The following is a 23,179-nucleotide window of genomic DNA, read 5'->3' as shown; positions in this document are numbered from 1 at the left end:
TCCCGCGTCATGCCCTCTATTGTCTCACAGTTTCCGGGAAGTTGGAAGCACTTTAAAGCGGTGCACCAAGTCAGCCGCGCAGGGAGGCGACGAAGCGGCCGATCTGCGCGATTCCGTCGCGGTACGTCGACGGCTCGGCAAGCAGCGGCAGCGCCTCTTCGACCTGCCGCACGATCGCGCTCCCGACGATGACGCCGTCGGCATGGCGGCTCATCCGCTCGACCTGGTCGCGGCTGCTGATGCCGAAGCCGACCGCGATCGGCACCGGCGCCGCCTCGCGCACCGACTGCAGGAATTCCTCGATGCCGCTGTGGAATTCGCTGCGCATGCCCGTCACGCCGAGCGAGCTGACGCAGTAGACGAACCCTTGCGCGCTTGCGGCGATCCGCTGCACGCGCGCCTTCGACGTCGGCGCGACAAGCGGAATGAGGTGGATGCCGGCCTCGGCGGCCATTTCCCGCACCTCTCCGTCCTCCTCGATCGGCAGGTCCGGGATGATGAGGCCGCTGATGCCCTTGTCATGGAGGAGCGTGAAGAACCGCTCCATCCCGTACTGCAGGATCGGGTTGAAATAGCTGAACAGGATGAACGGCATGCGGCAGCCGGCTTCCCGGGCGCGCTCAGCCACCAGGACGCAGCCCTCGAGCGTCACCGGTCCGCGCAGCGCTCGCTCCGATGCCTGCTGAATGACCGGTCCGTCGGCCAGCGGGTCGGAATAGGGAACTCCCAGCTCGACCATGTCGGCGCCGCTACGCTCCAGCTCGAGCACGATGTCGACCGTCGCGTCCAGGCTCGGATCGCCCGTCGTGACGAACGGAATGAGCGCCGCGCGGCCCTCGGCCTTCAGCGCCGCGAACACTTCGTCAATGCGATTCATTCGGCTTCCCCCCCAGATATCCCATGATGGCTTCTACGTCCTTGTCGCCGCGGCCCGACAGCGAGACGACGATCGTCTTGTCCTTGGGCAGCGTCGGGGCGAGCTTCATGACCTGCGCGATCGCGTGGGCCGACTCCAGCGCCGGGATGATGCCTTCCGTGCGGCTCAGCAGCTGCAGCGCTTCGAGCGCTTCCGCGTCCGTGACCGGAACGTACTCCGCCCGTCCGGAATCCTTGAGGTAGGAATGCTCCGGTCCGATGCCCGGATAGTCGAGTCCGGCGGAAATCGAGTGGGCCGGCAGCACCTGGCCGCTGTCGTCCTGCAGCACGTAGCTGAGCGAGCCTTGGAACACGCCATGCCGTCCGAGCGTCATCGTCGCCGCATGCTCGTCGGTGTCGACGCCGCGTCCCGCCGCCTCGACGCCGATCAGCTGGACCGATTCGTCGCCGACGAACGGATAGAAGATGCCCATCGCATTGCTGCCGCCTCCGACAGCGGCGACGACGTAGTCCGGCAGCCGCCCTTCGTCCCGCAGGACCTGCTCGCGCGCCTCGTCGCCGATGATGCGCTGGAAGTCGCGCACCATCATCGGATACGGATGCGGACCGGTGACGGAGCCGAGGATGTAGTAGGTGTCGTCGACATGGCTCACCCAGTAGCGGAGCGTCTCGTTGCAGGCGTCCTTGAGCGTGCGCGTGCCCGACAGCACCGGCACGACCTCGGCGCCGAGCAGCTGCATGCGGAATACGTTGAGCTGCTGGCGCTTCGTATCCTCCTCGCCCATGAACACCTTGCACTCGAGCCCGAGCAGCGCGGCGATCGTCGCCGATGCGACGCCATGCTGACCGGCCCCCGTCTCGGCGATGATCTTCTTTTTGCCCATGCGCTTCGCCAGCACGCCTTGGCCGATCGTATTGTTGATCTTATGGGCGCCGGTATGGTTGAGGTCCTCTCGCTTGAGCAGGATCTTCGCGCCTCCGAGATGGCTCGTCAGCCGCTCGGCGTAGTAGAGCGAGGTCGGCCTTCCCGAATATTTATGGAGCAGATAGCGGACCTCTTCCTGGAAGCCGGGGTCCTTGGAGTAGTGCTTGTAGGCTTCCTCCAGCTCGAAGAGCGCGTTCATCAGCGTCTCGGGCACGTACCTCCCCCCGAACTTGCCGAAGCGTCCATTCTCATCAGGTACCTGATTCATCGCTGCTTCACCCTTTCCGTAAATGACCGGATCCGTTCCGGCGACTTCTGTCCATCCTGCTCCACTCCGCTCGAGACGTCAATTCCGTCCGGCGAGTAGCCGTCGATCAGCTCGCGCACATTGTCCGGATGCAGCCCGCCTGCCGCCAGCAGCGGCAAGCCGGCGGCGGCGGCGGCCTCCGCATAGCCGGGGATCATTTCCCAGTCGAACGTGCGGCCGGTGCCGCCCCCTGCCGTATCGAGCAGCAGGCCGCGGACGCCCGCGTCCGCATAACGCGCGACTTCCGCGGCGGCCGCCTCCGGGCCGGCGGCCAGCCGTCCCGCGTGCAGCGCCTTCCAGACGGGAAGCCCGGCGGCCTCCGCGGCGGCGAGGCATGCCTCCGGGCTCTCCGAGCCGTGCAGCTGCACGAGGTCGAGTCCCGCCTCCTTCGCCGCCTCGGCCAGCTCCGACGCCGGCGCGTTCACGAACACGCCGACAGCCAGCGGAGCGGGGCGTCCCGCTTCCTTCGCCGCGGCCTTCATCGCGGCGATGAGCCGCGCCGCCTCCGCCGCAGCGACCTGGCGCCGGCTCGGCGCGAACACGAAGCCGGCGTAATCGACCGGGAGCTGCCCGAGCAGCCTGGCGGTCGCCTCGTCCCGGATGCCGCAAATCTTGAGCAGCGGAGCGGATGAGCCCTGGCCCGGAGCGGCGCCGCAATCGCGCCCTGCAGGAGCGCTCATCGGACGCGCACCGGTCCGAGCAGCCGCTCGACCGCCTCGGCCGGATCCGGCTGGCGCATGAAGTGCTCGCCGACGAGCACGCCGGCCGCGCCGGCCGAGCGTACGTAGGCGACGTCCTCGGGAGCGGAGATCGAGCTCTCGCTGATGACCGGAAGCCCGGCCGGCACCATCCGCATCAGCCGCTCCGTCGTCTCCAGGCTCGTCTCGAACGTATGCAGGTTGCGGTTGTTGATGCCGACCAGCTTCGCGATGCCCGCGTCCAGCACGCCGTCCAGCTCGCGCTCGTCATGCACCTCGACGAGCACGTCCATGCCGAGCGACTCGGCGATCTCATGCAGCTCCTTGAGCCGCGGGCGGTCCAGGATGGCCGCGATGAGCAGCACGGCGTCCGCGCCGATGACGCGGGCCTCGTACACCTGGCGGTAGTCGATGAGGAAGTCCTTGCGCAGCAGCGGCAACGAGACGGCCGCGCGGATCGAGGCGAGGTATTCCGGCGCGCCCTGGAAGTAGTCGCGGTCGGTCAGCACGGAGATGCAGTCCGCTCCGGCCTGCTCGTACGTTTTGGCGAGCTCGACCGGATTGAAGTCGGCGCGGATCAGCCCTTTGGAAGGCGAGGCCTTCTTCACCTCCGCGATCAGGCCGACGTCGCGCCGGCGGCGCGCGGTGACGGCTCCGATGAAGCCGCGGCACGGCTCCATTCCGGAAATTTCTTTCTCATAGGCGGTAAGGCTGAAGCGGCTCGCCAGCGCTTCGACCTCGCTTTTTTTCGTATGGACGATGCGATCAAGAAACATGGGCCAGCTCTCCTGTCTTTTGGATCAATTGCTCCAGCTTGGCGCCGGCGGCGCCGCTGTCGATGGCATGGCGGGCGGCTTCCACGCCGCCGAGCAGCGTCACGGCCGCGCCGGCCGCATAGATGCAGGCTCCGGCGTTGAGCAGCACGATGTCGCGGTAGGCGCCGCGCTCGGAGCCGTCGAAGATGCGGCGGATGATGGCGGCGTTGTCTTCCGCAGATCCGCCCTGGATCGCCGACAGCGGCTGCCGGGCGATGCCCAGCTCCTCCGGCGTCAGGTCGTACGTGCGCACCTGGCCGTCCTCCCCGAGCTCCGATACGGTCGTAGCGGCGCTGATGCTGATCTCGTCGAGGCCGTCATGGCTGGATACGACGAGCGCCCGCTTCAGGCCGAGCGTGCCGAGCACGCTCGCGACCGTCTCGGTGCGGGAGCGGTCGTACAGTCCGAGCAGCTGCCGGTCGGCGCCGGCCGGGTTGGCGAGCGGACCAAGCATGTTGAAGATCGTGCGCACGCCGAGCTCCCGGCGCGGAGCCGCCGCATGGCGGAGGGACGGATGGTAGAGCTGCGCGAACAGGAAGCAGATGCCGATCTCCTGCAGGCACGCCGCCGCTTGACGCTCATCGAGCGAGATCGCCACGCCGAGCGCCTCGAGCACGTCCGCGCTGCCGGCCTTGCCGCTCATCGCGCGGTTGCCGTGCTTGGCGACCCGCACGCCGGACGCGGCTGCGATGATGGACGACGCCGTCGAAATGTTGAACTTGTGGATGCCGGAGCCTCCGGTGCCGCAAGTGTCGAGCAGCCCTTCCTGCGCCGTCTCCACGCGTCGCGAGAAGCCGCGCATCGTCTCGGCGAAGCCGGTGATCTCGTCGATCGTCTCGCCTTTCATCCGCAGCGCCGTCGCGACGCCGGCGATCTGCGCGGGCGTCGCCGCTCCGTCCATGATCAGGCGCATCACGTCTCCCGCTTCCGCTCGGGTCAGATGTCCCCCTCCGATCAGCTTGTCGAGCGCCGTCTGCATCGTCGTCGTACGAACCGCCTCCATCATGCCCGCTCCTCCTTTCCTGCCGGTACGAAATAATCGCTGTTGATCGCCGCGGCTCTGGCCGGCTCGCCGCCGCGCCGCGGGAATGCGGCCTCGGCCGTGCGGATCGCCTTGAGCATGCCCTTGGCCTTGTTGACCGTCTCCTCGTATTCCTTTTCCGGAACGGAGTCCCACACGACGCCTGCGCCGGCCTGCACGTACGCCTTGCCGTTCTTGAAGATGATCGTGCGGATCGTGATGCAGGTATCCATGCTCCGTCCGCTGAAGCCGAAGTAGCCGATCGCTCCCGCGTAAGCCCCCCGCGCCTCCGTCTCGAGCTCGGCGATAATCTCCATCGCCCGCAGCTTCGGCGCGCCCGACACGGTTCCGGCCGGCAGGCAGCTGATGAAGGCGTCGAAGAAATCCTTGTCCTCGCGCATCGTGCCCGTCACGTTGGAGACGATGTGCATGACATGGGAATAGCGCTCGATCTCCATGAACGAATCGCAGCGCACGCTTCCGAATTCGGCCACCCGGCCGATGTCGTTGCGTCCGAGATCGACGAGCATCAGATGCTCGGCGCGCTCCTTTTCGTCCGCGAGCAGGTCGGCCTCGAGCTCGCGGTCCTCCTCCTCGGTGCGGCCGCGCGGCCTCGTGCCGGCGATCGGCCTCGTCTCGACCTTGCCGTCGGACACTTTGACGAGAGCCTCGGGCGAAGTGCCGACGATGACCTCGTCGTCCATTTTCAAATAATACATGTACGGCGAAGGGTTGAGCGTCCTCAGGATCCGGTACACATGGAGCGGATCGACGTCGGTCTCGATATGGAACCGCTGGGACAGCACGACCTGGAAGATGTCGCCCGCGCGGATATAGTCCTTGGCTGCGTCGACGTTGGCGATGAACTGCTCCTTGGACAGGTTGGAGCGGATGTCGCCGAGATCCGGATCGTCGGGCAGCGGGCCCGCCGTCGCCAGCGGCGGCACCGGCTGGCGCAGCTTCTCGAGCGTGCGCTCGATCCGCTCGACCGTCGCCTCGTACGCCTGCTCGATCTCCCGGTCGGTCGCGGCGTCCGGCACATGCACGTTGCCGATGACGCCGATCTGCTGCTTGAAGTGGTCGAATACGATCATCGAGTCGCAGAACATGAACTGCAGGTCGTTCATCTGCAGGTCGTCATGGCGATGCTTCGGCAGGTTCTCGTAGTAGTGCAGCAGATCGTAGCCGAAAAAGCCGACGGCGCCGCCGCTGAAGGACGGGATGCCGGGAAGCTCCGGGCTGCGGTACGCCCGCAGATGGGCTTTCAGCAGCTCCAGCGGACGGCCCTCGTCCAGCTCGATCCGCTCCCCGCGCTTCTCCAGCACCATCCGGCCGTTCTTGCCGTAGAGCATCATGAACGGGTCCATGCCGATGAAGGAGTGGCGGGCCCATTTCGCTCCGCCCTCGACGCTCTCCAGCAGGAAAGCTCTTTTCTCGCGGGCGAAATGCTGGAACAGCCGGATCGGCGTCTCGGTGTCCGCCAGCAGGTAGCGCGCGATCGGGATCAGATTGTACCGTCCCGCGAGGCGGAGCACGGACTGCAGCTCTCGATTCATCTTCATCGTCTCCTTGGCATCAGATGGAAAGGACTTCATGCAAAAAGCTCCCGCCATAGGCGGGAGCTGGATAAGAGCGATGAAAAGAATAGGCTCGAAGAGCAGCCGCTGCATGCCATGCAAGCAATCCCTCCGTCAACGCCGCAAAGGCGATGCGAAGCAGGATCGTCTGCGCGACGCAGGCTCCTCCATCTCAGCTAAGCTCATCTCGACTCGTCTCTCTCAGGCTCCCCGCCACTCCAAGCCCTCTAACCGCCGGACATGATCGGGGACTGCCTGCTCCGCCCTCTACAGGCGATCGCGAAAATCATTATCCCCACTATACAGGGGACCTACCGAGCCGTCAACCCTTGGCGCCGCTCAGATCCGGACGGAGCACGCCGGCGCCGCGCAGGTAGACATGCTTGATCTCTTTTTGCGTCAGCTCCGTGTTGACGGTGACCATCAGCCGGATGCAGCGCTCCAGGCTGCCCTTGACCGGCACCTCGACGGCGCACATGAGCGGCACGAGGTCCCAGCCCTCGAGGCCGCGGATCGCCCGAGCCGGAAACGCCGCGTCCAGATCCGTCGTCACCGTGATGAGCACGCTGCAGATTTCTTCCGGGTCGACCCGGTTCTCCGCGACGATCGCCTGCAGCATCTCCGATGTCGCCTCCAGGATGTCCTGCTCCTCGTTGCGGTCTACCGTGATGGCGCCGCGAATTCCCCTCACGCTCATGGCCAGCTTGCCTCCCGTTTCAGCCGCTCGACGATGTCCCGGACCCACTGCTCGCGGATGTCGCTGCGAATCTCGACTTCTCCGATCGCGGTCGGCACGACGAACACCATTTTGCCTTCGCCGAATTTCTTGTCATGCATCATCGCTTCCATGATCCGGTCCGTATCGAAATGCTCCGGCAGCGAGACGGGCAGACCGGCCTTGCCGAGCGCCTCGCGGGTACGGAGATACACCTCTTGCGGCGCGCCGAGCTGCACGCCGAGCAGCGCCGAGCCGATCATGCCGATCGATATCGCTTCTCCGTGAAGAAGCTCTCCGTAGCCGGCCACCGCCTCGAGCGCATGGCCGATCGTATGGCCGAGATTGAGGATCGCGCGCAGGTCCTGCTCCGTCTCGTCCGCCGACACGACGGCCGCCTTGACCTCGCAGCCTTTGAACAGCGCGTAGCCGAGCGCTTCCGGATCGAGCGAGAGCAGCCGATCGGCGTGCCGGACGCACCAGTCGACAAAAGCGGCGTCGCGAATGAGGCCGTGCTTGACGACCTCCGCCAGCCCCGCGCTCACCTCGCGCCGCGGCAGCGTCTTCAGCGTGTCGAGATCGTACAGCACGAGCGCCGGCTGGTGAAATGCGCCGATGATGTTTTTGGCCATCGGATGGTTCACCGCCACCTTGCCGCCGACGCTGCTGTCATGGGCAAGGATCGTCGTCGGCATCTGCACGAACCGGATGCCGCGCATGTAGGATGCGGCCGCATAACCGGCCAGGTCGCCGACGACGCCGCCGCCGAGCGCGACGATCGCGGACTTGCGGTCAAGCCCTTCCTCGAGCGCCCTCGTCATGATCTCCTCGAAGCGGGCGAGCGACTTGGACGACTCGCCGGCCGGCACGACGCAGGAAGCGGCGCGGAAGCCGGCCGACCGCAGCTGCTCCAGCAGCGGCTCCAAATACAGGGGAGCGACCGAATCGTCGCTGACGACGAGCAGCGGAGACTTGACGCTCAGGCCGGCTTCAAGCAGCTCCTGCCCCGCCTGGCCGAGCAGGCCCTCCCCGATCCGGATCGGATAGGACCGCTCGCCGAGATCCACTCTGAGCTCGCGCATGTCAGTAGCCTCTGACTTGCTCGAGGTAGCCGTCGTAGTTGCGGCGGATCTCCTCCATCGAGTCCCCGCCGAACTTCTCCAGGAACGCCTTCGCCACTTCCCAGGCGACGACATGCTCCATCACGACGCTGGCCGCCGGAACGGCGCAGCTGTCGGAGCGCTCGACCTGCGCCGTGAACGGCTCGCGCGTGTCGATGTCGACGCTCGCAAGCGGCTTGTACAGCGTCGGAATCGGCTTCATGACGCCGCGCACGACGATCGGCTCGCCGGTCGTCATCCCGCCTTCGAAGCCGCCGGCGTTGTTGGAGGCGCGGTGGTAGCCCCGCTCCTCGCTGTATAAGATCGGATCATGCACCTGGGAGCCGCGCAGGATGCCCGCCTCGAAGCCGATGCCGATCTCGCAGCCCTTGAAGGCGTTGATGCTGACGACGGCTCCGGCGATGCGGGAATCGAGCTTGCGGTCCCACTGCACATGGGAGCCGAGGCCGACCGGAACGCCTTCGACGACGCATTCGACGATGCCGCCGATGGAGTCTCCGTCCGCCTTGATCTGGTCGATGTACGCCTCCATCCTGGCTTCGGTCTCTTTGTCCACGACGCGGACCGAGGACTCCTCGGTCAGACGCGCGAGCTCGTCGGCCGGCAGCTGGTTGGGCGGAGCCTCGATGTCTCCGATGCGGATGACCTGGCCGGCGACCTTGATGCCGAAGGCGGCCAGCAGCTGCCGGGCCATCGCGCCTACGGCGACGCGCGCCGCCGTCTCGCGGGCGCTGGAGCGCTCCAGCACGTTGCGCAGATCCTTGAGGTCGTACTTGAGCCCGCCGTTGAGGTCGGCGTGGCCGGGCCGAGGACGATGCACGCGCCGCTTGGCCTCGTCTCCGCCCTCGATCGGCTCGATGTTCATGACCGAGGTCCAATGCTTCCAGTCGTTGTTGGCGACCACGATCGCGACCGGAGCCCCTGTCGTCCGCCCGTGGCGCACGCCGCCGACGATCTGCGCCGTATCCTTCTCGATCTGCATGCGGCGTCCGCGGCCATAGCCCTTCTGGCGGCGATGCAGCTGGAAGTTCAGCTCCTCGAAGTCAAGCTGCAGGTTGCTCGGAAGCCCCTCGATAAGGGCCGTCAGCTGGGGGCCGTGCGTCTCTCCCGCTGTCAAATAACGTAAACTCATGCCAGATCTTCCCCCTCGTATTCAGGCCCGGTTTATCCGATCGCTTTACCACAGCGACGCTTTTAAGAACTCAAGCGCCATGCTGCGGAAAGGAGGACCGGCACCGCTCCGGCGGGGGATGCATCCCTCGCCGGTCGGCGCCCGGCCCTGCTCGGCTCAAGGCCGTCCGTCCCGGTTTCTTTGCCCATTATAGTATATGGCGCGTCCGTTTGACAAGAAAGCAAGCCCGGCCGTTGGAGGGGCCGGGCTTGCGGGCGCTCAGGCTTTGCGCCGATAGAAGAACGTTTCCGCCGACTCCAGCCCGTAGTCGCCCGGAGAGAAGATCTGCTCCGTGCTGCCGACGAACAGGATGCCGCCCGGACGAAGCGCTTCGGCGAACTTGCGGTAGAGGAGCGTCTTAGCCTCCTCGGTGAAATAAATCATGACGTTGCGGCAGATGATGAGATCATAAGGCCCGTCGAAGCGGTCGTCCAGCAGATTGTGCTGGCGGAAGCGGATGATGCGGCGCAGCTCCGGACGCACCGCGAAGCCGCCGGGAATCGCCTTGAAATGCTTGTCCAACAGCGGCTTCGGCACGTCCTTGACGGAACGGGAATGGTACTCGCCCGCCTCCGCCTTGGCGAGCACGCCTCGATCGAGATCGGTCGCCGTAATCTCGGAGCGGGCGGAGGCGCCGAGCTCCTCCAGCAGGATCGAGAGCGTATAGGGCTCCTCCCCGGTCGAGCAGGCGGCGCTCCAGCAGCGCAGGCGCGGGTTGTCCCGCAGCAGCTCCGGCAGGAAGCGGCTGCCCAGCACTTCCCAGCGGCCCGGGTTGCGCCAGAATTCGGAGACGTTGATCGTCATCCGGTCGAGGAATTCGTCCATCAGCTCGGGCGAGCGGCTGAGCGCCTGCCAGTAGGCGTCGAAGGTGGAGAAGCCGTGGCGGAGGCGCAGCGTCGTCAGCCTGCGCTTCATCTGGTTCTCCTTGTATTGCGACAGGTCGATGCGGGTATGGGCGCGAATCTGCTCGACGAAGCGGAGGAAATCGGGATCCGCCCCCGCCGCAGCGGGATCAGATCCAGCGGGCGATAGTCCGGTCATAGCTTACGATCTCCTCCGGTGCGAACCAAAGTGCGATCTCCCTCTCGGCATTTTCGGCGGAATCGGAACCGTGCACGAGGTTGAGGTTCGTATGTATGGCAAAGTCCGAGCGGATCGTGCCGGGCGCCGCCTCGACGGCGTCGGTCTTGCCGATCATCGCGCGCGTCAGGGCGATCGCGTTGTCCGCTTCCCACACCATCGCGAATACGGGACCCGCGGTGATGAACACGATCAGCTTGTCGTAAAAAGGCTTGCCCTTATGCTCGCCGTAGTGGGTTTCCGCGAGCTCCTGGCTCACCATCATGAATTTCGCGGCCGCGAGCTGCAGCCCTTTTTTTTCGAAGCGGGACATGATCTCGCCGATCAGCCCTCTCTGCACGCCATCCGGCTTGACCATGATCAGCGTTCTTTCCATGCGCTTCCCTCCTGGATCGATGCGGCTGCCGACCTTCCTTGCCGCGGGCGGCGAGGCGTCAATAGCTGCGTTTGTTGATGAAATGGGCGATGTCGATCAAATTCTTCTTCGCCGGAAGATCCGGAAGTCCTGCCAGCGCGGACAAAGCTTTTGCCGTAAATGTCTCCGCCATCCGCTCCGCCGTCGCGACGCCGCGGCTGCCGCGGATGAGCTGGATCGCCGCATGCGTGTCGGCGCGCCCGTCGCTTTCGCGGATCGACCGGATCTCCTGCAGCAGCGGCGTCCTGCGCTCCTCCTCCTGGAGGGCCAGCAGCACCGGCAGCGTGATGTTCCCTTGGCGGATGTCCGAGCCCGGCGGCTTGCCGATCTGCTTCTCGGTGCCGAGCAGGTCGAGCAGGTCGTCGCGAATCTGGAACGCCATGCCGGTATTGTAGCCGAACCGGTAGAGCAGGCTGCTCGTCCTGCGGTCCGCTCCCGCCGCGACCGCGCCCATCTCGCAGCTGATGGCGATGAGCAGGGCGGTCTTGCGGCGGATCCGCCTCAGATAGTTGCGCACTGACTGCTCGGTATGGAAGAAGTCGCGCACCTGCTCCATCTCGCCGATGCACATCTGCACCATCGCCCGCGCCAGGATGCGATGCAGCTCCGGCTCGCGGGCCTGCGTCATCAACCCGAGAGCCTTGGCGTAGATGAAGTCTCCGGTGTACATGGCGATGCGGTTGTCCCACTTCGCGCCGACCGTCGGCTGGCCTCTCCGGGTGCGGGCGTTGTCGATGACGTCGTCATGGACGAGGCTCGCGCTGTGGATCAGCTCCAGCGAGACGGCCACGCGCTGCAGCTCCTCCAGCCGGTATTCGCCGAAGCGTCCGGCGAGCAGGACGAACACCGGGCGGATGCGCTTGCCGCCCGCCTGCAGCAGATGCAGGGACGACTCGCCGAGCAGGCTGTCGTCGTCGGCCACGGCCGCTTCGAGCTGGCGCTCGATGCCGCTCAGCTCGCCTTTCATTTTGGCATACAGGTCTAGCAGTTTCATTCGTTCACCTGCCTGTCGATAATTGCGGATCGATGAATGCGAGCGACGCCGGCTCGCCGATAAGTCCGAGCTGATGCGCGTAGCGGTAATACAGCTCCAGGCCCTCGCGCAGCTCCGGACCGAAGTCGTAGCGGATCGCGCTGAAGTATTCCCGCCAATAGGCGGGGGAGCCGCCGATCAGCGCGGCCGCCCGCTGGACGAGCGGCTCGGGATCGGCGACGCTCCGGCGACGGCTGTCGAGCAGGTCGCGATGCAGATGGAGCACTTCTTCCGGACGGGAGGCGAGCGCGTCCCGCCGGGCAGCTACGACGGCATAGGTCATGCCGAGGCCCGTCCACTCATGCCACTCCTGGCCGAGGTCCATGACCTCCAGCCCATGATCGGTCCAGCTGGCGCGGATGGCGCTGTCTCCGATGAGCAGCGCCGCGTCGTTTTCCTCGAGCATCGCTTCGAGATCCGGCTGCATGACCGTGTACTCGGGATTCCCGTCGTACCGGAGCGCGAGGATGATCTTGAGCAGGTTGATCGTCGTCGCCGACGTGTCGGTCAGCGCGATCTTCCCTCTCAGCGCTTCGCGCAGCGGCTTTTTGAGGAACAGCAGGAGCGAGCGCACGCGCCCTACCGTCCCGACGGACAGCCCCGGCAGCAGCGCGTAGCTTTGCGGATCCATGCCGTAAATAAACGAGGAGACGGCCGATACGGCGAGCTTCCCCTCCTGCAGCATGCGGTTCAGTCCCGACGGAACGCGGCGCACGATGCGGTAGTCCTCGGTCTCGTCGGGCACGTAATGGAACAGCGGCCAAGTATTCGTGTAGTCGATTCTGCCGACATCGATCGGTCTGCTGTCAGGCACGCCCATCATCTCCCCAGCGGCGGAACAAGTCATGCTCGAACCCCATCAGATCCAGCAGCTTGCCTACCAGAAAATCGATCAGGTCCTCCATCGAGCGAGGCCCGTAGTAAAAAGCCGGCATCGCCGGCACGATCGAGACGCCGAGGCGCGACAGCTTGAGCATGTTCTCCAGATGGATCGCATGCAGCGGCGTCTCGCGGGGAACGAGCAGCAGCCGTCTCCCCTCCTTGAGCATCACGTCCGCCGCGCGGGTCATCAGATTGTCCGACGAGCCGTGCGCGACGGCCGACAGCGTTCCCATCGAGCACGGCACGATGACCATGCCCTGCATGCGGTACGAGCCGCTGGCGATGTTCGCGCCGATGTCGCCGCTCGGATACAGCCGCAGCCGGCCGTCGTCGGCCGCCTCGCCGAACGCGCGGCGGATCGAGTCCTGCCGCCGCGCGGCGTCCCAGCCGAGCTCCTCCTTGAGCACCCGCCAGCCGGCGTCGCTGATGACGAGGCCGACCTCGCAGCCGGCCTTCAGCAGCTCCTCGATCAGGCGGACGCCGTAGATCGCTCCGCTCGCTCCGGTGATGCCGACTGCCCAGCGCGTAGGGCGGGCCCCCGCCACAGCGCTCATGCCCAAGCCCTCAGCACGATCAGGTCAAGCAGCGTGAAGGCGAGCATCGTGATGCTGAGCCAGCCGTTCATCGTGAAGAAGGCGGTCTGCAGCCGGCTCATGTCGCTGGGCCCGAGGATGAGATGCTCGTAGAACAGGATGCCGATCGACAGGGCGACGCCGGCCAGATAGATCCAGCTCAGGTCCGTCATGAAGAACAGCGCGACGAAGCAGGCGGCCGTGACGAGATGGAACGCCTTGGCCAGTTGCAGCGAGCGGACGACGCCGAAGCGCGCCGGGATGGAATAGACCTTTTCCTTGCGGTCGAAGTCGATGTCCTGCAGCGCGTAGATCGTATCGAAGCCGGCGAGCCAAAAGACGATGCCGATGTAGAATACCCATGCCGCCGGCTCGAACGAGCCGGTGACGGCGACCCAGCCGCCGAGCGGCGCGAGGCCGATCGTCAGGCCAAGGATGATGTGGCACAGCCACGTGAAGCGCTTGGCGTACGAATAGATGACGAGGAAGAATACGGCGATCGGCATCAGCTTCACGCAGATCGGATCGAGCCGGGACGCCGCCCAGAAGAACAGGACGAACGAAAGCACGACGAAAAGCACAACCTCGCCGGTCTTCAGCAGCCCGGCTGGCAGTGCCCTTTTTTCGGTCCGCGGATTTTTGAGGTCGATCGCCTTGTCGATCAGGCGGTTGAGTCCCATGGCCGCGCTGCGCGCTCCGAACATCGCCAGCGTGATCCAGCCCGCCTCGGCCCAGCCCGGCAGGCGTCCTTCCATCGTGACGGAGCCGAGCAGCATGCCGATATAGGCGAAAGGCAAGGCGAAGATCGTATGCTCGAACTTGATCATTTCCAAAAAAATGCGTACTTTGCGAATCATCTTCCGTCCGTCCCCTTCGTCCCGATATGAAGCGCCGCGATGCCGCCCGTAAGCGGATCGGCGCTGACCGATTCCAAGCCGGTCCGGCGGAAGATGTCCGCCAGCTCCTGTCGGCCCGGGAACGACTGAAGCGATTCCGGCAGCCATTTGTACTGCTCGTACGACTTGGCCACCAGCTTGCCGACACAGGGCAGAAGATGCTCGAAGTAGAAATAGTAGAGGCCTTTGAACGGCTGCCAGGTCGGCTTGGACAGCTCGAGGCAGACGACCTTGCCGCCCGGCTTGACGACGCGCTTCATCTCCCGCAGCACCTGCTCCAGATCCGGCACGTTGCGCAGGCCGAAGCCGATCGTGGCGAAGTCGAAGCTGTCGTCCGGGTATGGGAGCTGCATCGCGTTGCCCTGCACGAGCGTGATCTGGCCGCCGAGGCGCTCCTGGTCGACCTTGCGCTGGCCGACCTCGAGCATCGCCGGGCTGAAGTCCAGCCCGACGACCCGGCCGGTGCCGCTCGCCTTGGCGATGGACAGCGTCCAGTCGCAGGTGCCGCAGCACAGGTCGATCGCCGTATCGCCGGGTCGGACCGCCATCTTGCGCATCGTGAATTTCCGCCAAGCCTTATGCTGGCGGAAGCTGAGCAGATCGTTCATCATGTCGTACTTCGGCGCGATCTTCTGGAACACCGAATGGACATGGGATTCCTTGGAGCTTGAGTTCATCTGCGTTGTCACCTCGACTCGCCTGCCGTTCCGGCCGCGGCTGCGGCAGCCGGAGCGAGCAGCGCATGGACGATGGCTGCCGCCTCCTCGGCTAGCGCCGCCGGAACGATGTCGGACGCGAGCCGCCCGAACCGGGCCGCGCTCTCGCCGAGCTTGTCCGCCAATAAGGCGGTCAGGCCGTATTTTTCAATCCATATGCCCGGGTCGCCCTCGCCCGCCTGCTCCAGCAGCCGGCGGTCGCGCTGCTCGCCGTGCTCCAGCACATGCCACCAGCCCCAGCTGCACGCGAACGCGGCAGCGCCTGCGAGCGCCCGCTTCTCCTCCAGGAGCGTCTCCAGCTGCGCGAGCGCGTCCACGAGCCTCGCCCATGCCGGGCGGAGCCGCTCGTCCAGCAAGGACGAATAGCTGTGGAGCAGCACGCCGCGGATGCGGGATTGGCGCTCCACGTATTCCTCCGCCCGGATCCTTCCCCGCTTCATGAGCAGGTAAAGCTCGGTCTTGAGGCGGTTGGACTCGCAGATCGCCTCGCTCAGCCTGCGGATCGTCTCGATCCGCCCGGCGCCGGCAAGCAGCTGGTAGAACCGGCTGCTGAAATAATCTCCGGCAAGGACGCGCAGCTGCCGCTGGCGCATCTGGCGCATGCCGCGGTCGCCGGATTCCGTGTCGACCCGGTCATGGGTGTCGAGACCGAGCTGCACGAGCGAGGATGCGAGCGCATGCAGCTCCTGCGGCTCTCCGTCCGCTCCATGCTTCAGGAAGCAGCTGAGCAGCCGGGCCCGCGCATCGGGAAACGGAGGCAGATCGGCGAAGCGCTCGATCATGTCATGCTTCGTGTACTTGCCGGCTAAATCGGGTATTCGGTAATCTGTCATGAGGGAAGCCTCCGAACCTGACGGCGAATCTTGGGCCGTTCCATAATCTAAATTAGTATACCACAAATGACAGGGAGCCGTACAAACGGCCGCCTCCGCTCAGCGAGCGGGGCGGTCGGCGTCGAAATAGACGAGCCGGAGGCGCGATTGCCACAAACGGTCGCCGCGCAGCGAGATTCCGCTCCAGTCGGCCAGCTCCCGCTCGCCGATCCAGGCGTCCGTGCGGCGCAGGTCGGCCGCCGCGGAAAGGCCGCCGCGCTCCGACTGCAGCCGCGCCAGCAGCCTCGTCACATTGGAGCTGCGGACGAAGCAGAGCTCGGCAAGCCCGCGCAGATCGTCCCGCCAGCGGATGTCGCCGAGCTCCCCCTGCTCCGCCCGCAGGTCGACGCGAAGCACGCTGCCGCTCCATTCGACTCGCTCGAGCCGGCTTCCGAGCCCCAGCGACTGCAGGCTGTCGACCAGATTGGACTGGCCGAGCGCCGCCGGCAGCTCCGTCCGGAACGCCGGCCGGTCGGGCTCCCCCGATCGCCCGGGGCCGATCGGCAGCAGCGCGAGCAGCAGCATCGCTCCTCCCGCCGCGGCCGCGGCCGCGGCCATCCGCATCCATCCTCCCGCTCTCATCGTCCGCGCCTCCCTCCCGGCGGCCTGCCGGACGGCAGGCTGTCCGCCTCTCTTCTAGCCAGTATACGGGAGGGACAGCCGTTTCATGATCGATCCGCGGGGCGGACAAAAGAAAAAGCAGGCTCGCGCCTGCAGCTTGCTGCCGAACTTACGCCTGCAGCCTGATGCCAGGCTAACCTGCAGCCTGATGCCAGGCTTACGCCTGCAGCTAATCCCCCGAGTCCACCGTGCCGTAGCGGGTCATGATCGTCGCCCGTCCCCGGATCTTGATGGCGGAGGTGTGGTCGGTGAACTGCGCCAGCAGCACCTCGCCCTTGTCGAGCTTCTCCGTATGATGAAAGCGCGTATCCGTGCCGCGCGTAAGTCCGATGACCTGCACGCCTTGATCCTTCGCTTTGATGACGATGTATTCTCCATGCAGCTGATCCATCATGCATGCTCCTTTCCGCAGGGGGATGCCCTCTAGAAAAAACTGCTCTCCCGATCGGCGTCAGGAAAGCAGCTGCTCGTTATGTATGGTCGGAGTAACAGGATTTGAACCTGCGACCTCACCCACCCCAAGGGTGCGCGCTACCGGGCTGCGCCATACCCCGATGTCACAAGCCGTGACAAGGAAGAGTCTACCTGAAGGGCGGAGAGGTTGTCAATAACAAAAAACGTCCGAATGCGGTCATTCGGACGGCGGAGCGGTTCAGTTGGAAACCAGATCCTTGAGCGATTTGCCAGGCTTGAACGCCGGCGTCTTGCTGGCGGGAATGTCGATCTCCTCGCCCGTTTGCGGATTCCGTCCCTTGCGGGCTTGGCGTTCGCGCACCTCGAAGTTGCCGAAGCCGACGAGCTGCACCTTGTCGCCCGATTGAAGGGCATCGGAGATGGCTTCGAACACGGCGTCGACCGCTTTCGTCGCATCCTTCTTGGAAAGCTCCGCGACCTCGGATACTTTGTTGATCAGATCGGTCTTGTTCAATGATCTCACCTCCTGTAGTTTCTCACCTTATCACATGGTTTTGCCTTTTCCTGCAAAAATATACCTGCTCAGGCGGAACAAACTTATACTAATACAGCCGCAAGCGGAATACAAGGGTATTTTTGGGCGGTACGAAAGCCCTCTCCGCCCTGCTGCGGCGCGGCATTCACGCCTTGCGGCGGTTCAGGTGGATGAACGTGATGGCAAGCGCGAGCACGAGCACTCCGCCTTTGATGAAGTCGTTGGAATAGTAAGGCACGTTCATCATCGTCAGCCCGTTGAGCAGCACGCCGATGAGCACCGCTCCGAAAAAGGTGCCGATGATGTTGGGCCGTCCCGCGCCGAGCACCGAGTAGCCGACGAACACGGCCGCGACCGCCTCCATCAGGATCGGAGCGCCGGCGCCGGACTGCCCGCTGCCCGTGCGCGCGGCGAACAGCAGGCCGCCGACTGCCGCGAACAGGCCGGACAGAACGTACGCCGTCGTGCGGATGCGGCGGACGCGCACGCCCGAGAGGCGAGCCGCCTCCTCATTGCCTCCGGTCATCTCCATCTGGCGCCCCATGCGCGTATAGGTGAAGAACACGAACACCAGCACGAACGCGACGATCATGAGCGCGACCGGCACCGGCACGCCGAGCAGCTCGCCCTGTCCGAGCCAGAGGAAGGCCGGGGAAATCGTGCCCGGAGCGGAGGAGCCGTCCGGCATGATCATGTTGCTGTAGATCGAGTTTCCTTTGGTGAAGATCTGCTGCAGGCCCGATACGACATACATGATCGCGAGCGTCGCCAGCAGATCGGGGATGCGGATGAGCACGATCAGCAGCGAGTTGACGAGACCGACGGCCGCGCCGATCGCCAGCGAGCCGATGATGACGACCGCGAGCGGCATTTCGTACCAGACCATGAGCGCGGTCGAGAACGCGATGACCATCGAGACGGTCGAGCCGACCGACAGGTCGAAGCCGTCGACCGACAGCGAGAAGGTGACGCCGATGGCGACGAACGCCGTGATCGAGATGGACCTCAGGATCGAGGCCAGATTGTCGTAGGTGAAGAAATGCTCGTCCCAGAGCGAGAAGAACAGGATGACCAGCCCGATGACGATCAACGAGCCGTATTTGAAGATGAAATCGGTCAGCTTGGCATTGGCTCTCATGAGGTCCCTCCCCTTCCTCCGCTGGCGTGGATGAGAAGCTCCTCCTGCGAGGCTTCTCCGCGCCCGAATTCGCGCACGATGGCGCCGTCGTACATGACCAGGATGCGGTCGGCGATGCCGATCGCCTCCTGGAATTCGCAGGTCAGGTACAGCACCGCCTTGCCTTGCTGGGCGAGCGTCCCGATGACCTGGAAAATATCCCGTTTGGCGCCGATATCGACGCCTTTTGTCGGCTCGTCGAACAGATAGACCGAGGCGTCGGTCGGAATCCATTTGCCGATGCTGACCTTCTGCTGGTTGCCTCCGCTGAGCGTGGAGACGGACTGGCCGTAGCCGGACGTCTTGATGCCGAGCCGGGCGATCAGGCCGTCCGCGCTTCGCTGCTCCCGCCGGCGCGACAGCAATCCGCCGCGCAGCAGCTTGCCGAGCGTCGGCAGCGTCAGGTTGCGCAGCACGGTGTCGCTGGCTATGATGCCCTGGCGCCGGCGCTCCTCCGGCACGAGCGCGATGCCGCCGCGCACCGCATCGGCCGGCTGCGCCGTCCGCACCGGCTTGCCCGCGACGCGCACCTCGCCGCCGCTGGAGGCGTCCGCTCCGAAAATCGCGCGCGACAGCTCCGTCTTGCCGGCGCCGACAAGGCCGACGACGGCCGTAATCTCGCCGCTGCGCACGTTCAGGTCGACGCCTTTGACGCGGCTGCCGCTGCGCAGTCCGCTCACCTCCAGCAGCATCTCCCCGATGTCGGCATCCAGCTTCGGATATTCGTCCTCGAAGCGGCGGCCGAGCATGGCGAGCGCGACATCGTCCGCGTTCGTCTCCGCTGCCGGCTTGGTCCAGATGCGGCGCCCGTCGCGCATGACCGTCACGCGGCTGCACAAGCGGAACACCTCCGGCAGCCGATGCGTGATGAAGACGATGCCGATGCCTTCCGCCCGCAGCGCCTCCATGACGCGGAACAGCCGCTCGGCCTCCTCCAGGCTGAGCGGCGCCGTCGGCTCGTCGAGCACGACGAAGCGCGCCTGCTCCGTCAGCAGCCGGGCGATCAGCACGAGCTGCTTCTCAGCGAGCGTCAGCTCGCCCGCGCGCTTGTGCAGCGGAATGTCCGCCCCAAGGCGGCGAAGCGTCTCGGCCGCCTCCAGATGGAGCGATTTCCAGTCGACCCAAAAGCCGGCTCCGGCGGCCGAATGCCGGTCCAGCATGATGTTCTCCGCGACGCTCAGTCCCGGCACAAGCGCGGTGTCCACCTCCTGGTAGACGCAGTGGATGCCGAGCTCCTTGGCCGCTTTGGGACTGTCGATGCGGACGGCGGCGCCGTCCAGCTCGATGACGCCACGGTCCGACGCATAGGCTCCGGAAAGGATCTTGATGAGCGTGCTCTTGCCGGCGCCGTTCGCTCCGAGCAGCGCGTGGATTTCGCCGCCGGCCAGCTCAAGATCGACGCCGTGCAGCGCCGGCACGCCGGAGAACGACTTGGCGATGCCCGACAGCCTCAGCCGTGAAGGCCGATTGTCCATTTCTTTCCCCTTCCTTTCCTGCCGCAGGCGGAAAAGCAGCGAAAGGCGGCCGGCGGCCGCCTTCCCCTTTTGCCTGCGAACGGACGTTTACTTGTCCGAGCGGCCCATCCACTCGGCAATGCCCTGCTCGCTCTTGCCCCAGCCCTCGACGTATTCGCCGAGCTCGGTCGTGTTGATCTTCTTGTCCTTCGGCAGCGCGTCGCGCGTCACCATGACGGCCTGCAGGACGACCTTGTCGTCGGTCGGGTCGCCGTGCAGCTTCTGGTACAGGTAGCGGGCCTGCACGCGTCCGATATCCTTCGGATCGACGGCGATCGAGGCGACCCACGGGGAGTTCTCGTCCTGGATCAGCTGCAGGTCCTCGTCGCTCATGTCGATGCCGTACACCTTGATCTCGTTGCGGCCGGCTTGCTGGATGGCGCGCGTCGCCCCTTTGGCGAACTCGTCCCACGACGCCCACACCGCCGAGATGTCGCCTTTGTTCGGATATTGCTTGAGGATCGCTTCCATTTGGTTCTGCGTGTCGAGCGCCGGCTTGTCCGCCGTGCCGAAATGCGCGATCTCCTTGATGTCCGGATTGGCGTCCATGAACGCCTTATAGGAAATCTGACGGCGCTCCATCGGAGCGAAGCCGGCCACCCATACCTTGACGATATTGCCTTTGCCGCCGATATCCTCTTTCATCTTTTCGAGCAGCTGCTTGGCCATCTCCTCGTCGCTCTGCTGCAGCACCGTCACGCCGGGAACGGTCAGGTTGGCGTCGAACGCCACGACCGGAATGCCCTTGTCGACCGCCTTCTTCACGCCGGCCTCGAGCGCCTCGGCCGTGCCGTGGTCGGTCAGGATGCCGTCGAAGCCGCCGTTGACCGCCGCATCGAGCTGAGAAGACATGTTCGCCAGGTTGTTGCCGGCGGCCTGCACCTGCAGCGTGCCGCCGAGGCTTTCGACCTGCTCCTTCACGCCCGCGACGTACTGAGCCGAGAACGCGCCTTCGTTGAACTGCATGATCAGCGCGATCTTTTTGCCCTTGAGATCGTCATTGCCCTCGCCGAGCGTCGCCAGAATCGCATTGGACGGCTTGACCGCGCCCTCGCCTTCGTTCGCCGGCGCGCCGCCGTTCCCTCCGTTGCCGCCTTTGCTTCCGCATGCCGCCGTCGCCAGCATCGCTGCCGCCGCTGCGACCAGCATCGTTTTTCTGCCCCACTTCATCTCTCTTCTTCTCCTCCTGCACGACCGCGCCGCCACTGGCGGCAAGCCAAGTATTGACCTCATCATAGCATGTTTACCAAGCAAGTCAATCGGAATTTACATCTTTTATGTCGAAAAACATCGAATAAAAGAGCTATGAATAATTATAGAACGGGACGGTCGAGATGCAAGCCCTTTTTTATGAAGCGGTTTCGATTTTCTAGTCGATCATAATAGGAATTATCTATAGATTTATAGATATATCACGAATCTCATCTCCCCGTAAATAGAAGAAGCCGAATGTCGGCTGACATTCGGCTGTTGAAGATGCTGCATATTTATGCGAATCAGAGAATAATCGCGATCAACCCGCCCGAGCCTTCGTTGATGATGCGGCCGAGCGTCTCCTGCAGCTTGTAGCGGGCGTTGTCCGGCATCATGGCGATCTTGCCCTGGATGCCTTCGCGTACGATCGAGTGGAGCGAGCGGCCGAACATGTCGGAATCCCACACCTTGATCGGATCGTTCTCGAAGTCCTGCATCAGATAGCGCACGAGCTCCTCGCTCTGCTTTTCCGTGCCGATGATCGGCGCGAACTCCGACTCGACGTCGACCCGGATCATGTGGATCGACGGCGCGGTCGCCTTCAGCCTCACGCCGAAGCGGGAGCCTTGGCGGATGAGCTCAGGCTCGTCGAGCTGCATCTCGGCCAGCGTCGGAGCGGCGATGCCGTAGCCCGTCGTCTTAACCATTTCCAGCGCCTCGGCGAACCGGTCGTACTCGCGCTTGGCATGGGTGAAGTCCTGCATGAGCTGGAGCAGATGATCCTTGCCGCGGATCTCGACGCCTACGACCTCCATCAGGATCTGGTCGTACAGCTCGTCAGGCGCGTACAGGTCGATCTCGGCCACGCCTTGGCCCATGTTCATATCGCTCAGTCCGGCGCGCGAGATGAAGTCGTATTCCATGAACTGGGCGACCACGCGGTCCACGTCGCGCAGCCTCCGGATGTCCTGGACCGTATCGCGCACCGAGTTCTCGTAGTTGCTGCGGAGCCAGTGGTTCTCGCTGAGCACCATGACCCAGCTCGGCAGGTTGACGTTCACTTCATGCACCGGGAATTCGTAGAGCACCTCACGCAGGACGGAGGTCACTTCCTCCTCGCCCATGCTGGCCGCGCTCAGCGTCATGACCGGGATGTCGTATTTCGCCTGCAGCTCGCCGCGCAGCTGGAGCGCCTCGTCGCTTTTCGGCCGCGTCGAGTTGATGATCAGCACGAACGGCTTGCCGACTTCCTTGAGCTCCGCGATGACGCGCTCTTCCGACTCCACGTACGAGCTGCGGGGGATCTCGGCGATCGTGCCGTCGGTCGTCACGACGACGCCGAGCGTGGAATGCTCCTGGATGACCTTGCGCGTGCCGATCTCGGCCGCTTCCTGGAACGGGATCGGCTCCTCGAACCAAGGCGTCGTGATCATGCGCGGGCCGTTCTCGTCCTCGTAGCCTTTGGCGCCGTCCACCGCGTAGCCGACGCAGTCGACCAGCCGCACGTTCACCTCGAGCCCTTCGGCCACATGGATGCGGACCGCCTGGTTCGGCACGAACTTCGGCTCCGTCGTCATGATCGTCTTGCCTGCCGCGCTTTGGGGCAGCTCATCCACGGCGCGCACGCGGTCGACCTCGCTCGTGATGTTCGGGAGTACGGTCGTTTCCATGAATCGCTTGATGAAGGTCGATTTGCCGGTCCGGACCGCGCCGACGACGCCGAGGTAGATGTCCCCGCCGGTCCGTTCGGCGATGTCCTTGAAAATATCCACTTTTTCCACTTTCAGATCCCCTCCCAATCGATTATCCGGTTCGTCGCCTTCCACCGGTCAAGAGGGCAGGCAAGCGACGCAACTCGTACATGCTGTGGACTAGTAATAGCATATTGTCCATCCTTCCGGATTATGACGGTTGCGCCAACCAATCTTGCATCCCGATCCGGACCGACCCGACCTTTCAAGAATGTATGATATGCCCCGGCCGAATCGAAAAGAACCTCCCTCCTGCAGGATGCCCGGGCATCCTGCAAGAG

At 64.8% G+C, this 23,179-nt stretch carries 24 protein-coding genes and 1 tRNA gene; all 25 read right to left on the bottom strand.

What is annotated here, in order from left to right; all coding sequences use genetic code 11:
• Positions 1–70: 70 nt before the first annotated feature.
• Positions 71–877, bottom strand: coding sequence for a tryptophan synthase subunit alpha (gene trpA / locus B8V81_RS20035; RefSeq protein ID WP_101809047.1), 807 nt, complete (start codon positions 875–877; stop codon positions 71–73).
• On the bottom strand, positions 864–2,069 hold the full coding sequence (trpB, locus tag B8V81_RS20030; RefSeq protein WP_028599763.1) for a tryptophan synthase subunit beta: 1,206 nt from the start codon (positions 2,067–2,069) through the stop codon (positions 864–866). Before trpB ends, trpA begins: the two co-directional genes overlap by 14 nt.
• Positions 2,066–2,788, bottom strand: coding sequence for a phosphoribosylanthranilate isomerase (locus B8V81_RS20025; RefSeq protein ID WP_052333424.1), 723 nt, complete (start codon positions 2,786–2,788; stop codon positions 2,066–2,068). Before B8V81_RS20025 ends, trpB begins: the two co-directional genes overlap by 4 nt.
• Positions 2,785–3,582: an indole-3-glycerol phosphate synthase TrpC gene (gene trpC / locus B8V81_RS20020; RefSeq protein ID WP_101809046.1), complete on the bottom strand. Its 798-nt coding sequence runs from the start codon at positions 3,580–3,582 to the stop codon at positions 2,785–2,787. The genes B8V81_RS20025 and trpC overlap by 4 nt, the downstream gene beginning before the upstream one ends.
• Positions 3,572–4,627 (bottom strand): anthranilate phosphoribosyltransferase, encoded by a 1,056-nt coding sequence (gene trpD, locus B8V81_RS20015; protein ID WP_373864111.1) that lies wholly within the window; start codon positions 4,625–4,627, stop codon positions 3,572–3,574. The genes trpC and trpD overlap by 11 nt, the downstream gene beginning before the upstream one ends.
• A complete protein-coding gene (gene trpE / locus B8V81_RS20010; RefSeq protein WP_101809045.1) occupies positions 4,624–6,198 on the bottom strand; it encodes an anthranilate synthase component I in 1,575 nt (524 codons plus the stop codon). Before trpE ends, trpD begins: the two co-directional genes overlap by 4 nt.
• Before the next feature lie 343 nt (positions 6,199–6,541).
• Positions 6,542–6,916: a chorismate mutase gene (gene aroH / locus B8V81_RS20005; protein WP_028599768.1), complete on the bottom strand. Its 375-nt coding sequence runs from the start codon at positions 6,914–6,916 to the stop codon at positions 6,542–6,544.
• Entirely contained in the window at positions 6,913–8,016 is a 1,104-nt protein-coding gene (aroB, locus tag B8V81_RS20000) for a 3-dehydroquinate synthase (RefSeq protein ID WP_101809044.1), read from the bottom strand. Before aroB ends, aroH begins: the two co-directional genes overlap by 4 nt.
• Position 8,017: 1 nt before the next feature.
• The gene (gene aroC / locus B8V81_RS19995) at positions 8,018–9,187 is read right to left on the bottom strand and encodes a chorismate synthase (protein ID WP_028599770.1); all 1,170 of its coding nucleotides are present in this window, start codon (positions 9,185–9,187) and stop codon (positions 8,018–8,020) included.
• A gap of 258 nt (positions 9,188–9,445) precedes the next feature.
• Positions 9,446–10,267, bottom strand: a complete 822-nt coding sequence (locus B8V81_RS19990; RefSeq protein ID WP_101809043.1) for a CheR family methyltransferase — start codon at positions 10,265–10,267, stop codon at positions 9,446–9,448.
• A complete protein-coding gene (gene ndk / locus B8V81_RS19985) occupies positions 10,239–10,682 on the bottom strand; it encodes a nucleoside-diphosphate kinase (RefSeq protein WP_028599771.1) in 444 nt (147 codons plus the stop codon). Before ndk ends, B8V81_RS19990 begins: the two co-directional genes overlap by 29 nt.
• 58 nt (positions 10,683–10,740) lie before the next feature.
• Positions 10,741–11,715 (bottom strand): polyprenyl synthetase family protein, encoded by a 975-nt coding sequence (locus B8V81_RS19980; protein WP_028599772.1) that lies wholly within the window; start codon positions 11,713–11,715, stop codon positions 10,741–10,743.
• Positions 11,716–11,719: 4 nt separating this feature from the next.
• Positions 11,720–12,568: a menaquinone biosynthesis protein gene (locus B8V81_RS19975; RefSeq protein WP_228551438.1), complete on the bottom strand. Its 849-nt coding sequence runs from the start codon at positions 12,566–12,568 to the stop codon at positions 11,720–11,722.
• Entirely contained in the window at positions 12,561–13,190 is a 630-nt protein-coding gene (locus tag B8V81_RS19970; RefSeq protein WP_101809041.1) for a UbiX family flavin prenyltransferase, read from the bottom strand. Before B8V81_RS19970 ends, B8V81_RS19975 begins: the two co-directional genes overlap by 8 nt.
• Complete coding sequence (locus tag B8V81_RS19965; RefSeq protein ID WP_101809040.1) at positions 13,187–14,065, bottom strand: UbiA-like polyprenyltransferase; 879 nt, start codon at positions 14,063–14,065, stop codon at positions 13,187–13,189. Before B8V81_RS19965 ends, B8V81_RS19970 begins: the two co-directional genes overlap by 4 nt.
• Positions 14,062–14,781 (bottom strand): demethylmenaquinone methyltransferase, encoded by a 720-nt coding sequence (locus B8V81_RS19960; protein ID WP_101809039.1) that lies wholly within the window; start codon positions 14,779–14,781, stop codon positions 14,062–14,064. Before B8V81_RS19960 ends, B8V81_RS19965 begins: the two co-directional genes overlap by 4 nt.
• An 8-nt stretch (positions 14,782–14,789) precedes the next feature.
• Positions 14,790–15,653, bottom strand: coding sequence for a heptaprenyl diphosphate synthase component 1 (locus B8V81_RS19955; RefSeq protein ID WP_101809038.1), 864 nt, complete (start codon positions 15,651–15,653; stop codon positions 14,790–14,792).
• Positions 15,654–15,752: 99 nt separating this feature from the next.
• Positions 15,753–16,274: a hypothetical protein gene (locus B8V81_RS19950; RefSeq protein WP_028599777.1), complete on the bottom strand. Its 522-nt coding sequence runs from the start codon at positions 16,272–16,274 to the stop codon at positions 15,753–15,755.
• Positions 16,275–16,482: 208 nt separating this feature from the next.
• The gene (gene mtrB, locus B8V81_RS19945; protein ID WP_028599778.1) at positions 16,483–16,704 is read right to left on the bottom strand and encodes a trp RNA-binding attenuation protein MtrB; all 222 of its coding nucleotides are present in this window, start codon (positions 16,702–16,704) and stop codon (positions 16,483–16,485) included.
• 86 nt (positions 16,705–16,790) lie between these two features.
• Positions 16,791–16,867: transfer RNA gene (locus B8V81_RS19940), tRNA-Pro, on the bottom strand.
• A 98-nt stretch (positions 16,868–16,965) separates the two neighbouring features.
• On the bottom strand, positions 16,966–17,250 hold the full coding sequence (locus B8V81_RS19935; RefSeq protein ID WP_373864112.1) for an HU family DNA-binding protein: 285 nt from the start codon (positions 17,248–17,250) through the stop codon (positions 16,966–16,968).
• Positions 17,251–17,407: 157 nt separating this feature from the next.
• The gene (locus tag B8V81_RS19930) at positions 17,408–18,400 is read right to left on the bottom strand and encodes an ABC transporter permease (RefSeq protein ID WP_101809036.1); all 993 of its coding nucleotides are present in this window, start codon (positions 18,398–18,400) and stop codon (positions 17,408–17,410) included.
• The gene (locus tag B8V81_RS19925; RefSeq protein ID WP_101809035.1) at positions 18,397–19,914 is read right to left on the bottom strand and encodes a sugar ABC transporter ATP-binding protein; all 1,518 of its coding nucleotides are present in this window, start codon (positions 19,912–19,914) and stop codon (positions 18,397–18,399) included. Before B8V81_RS19925 ends, B8V81_RS19930 begins: the two co-directional genes overlap by 4 nt.
• 87 nt (positions 19,915–20,001) lie before the next feature.
• Positions 20,002–21,123 (bottom strand): sugar ABC transporter substrate-binding protein, encoded by a 1,122-nt coding sequence (locus B8V81_RS19920; protein ID WP_028599782.1) that lies wholly within the window; start codon positions 21,121–21,123, stop codon positions 20,002–20,004.
• A 326-nt stretch (positions 21,124–21,449) separates the two neighbouring features.
• Positions 21,450–22,928, bottom strand: a complete 1,479-nt coding sequence (gene spoIVA, locus B8V81_RS19915; RefSeq protein WP_028599783.1) for a stage IV sporulation protein A — start codon at positions 22,926–22,928, stop codon at positions 21,450–21,452.
• Positions 22,929–23,179: the final 251 nt, after the last annotated feature.

It is taken from the genome of Paenibacillus pasadenensis (assembly GCF_002864175.1).
In the GTDB taxonomy this organism is placed as follows: Bacteria; Bacillota; Bacilli; order Paenibacillales; family Paenibacillaceae; genus Paenibacillus_O; species Paenibacillus_O pasadenensis.
This window is presented reverse-complemented; position numbering and strand designations above follow the sequence as displayed.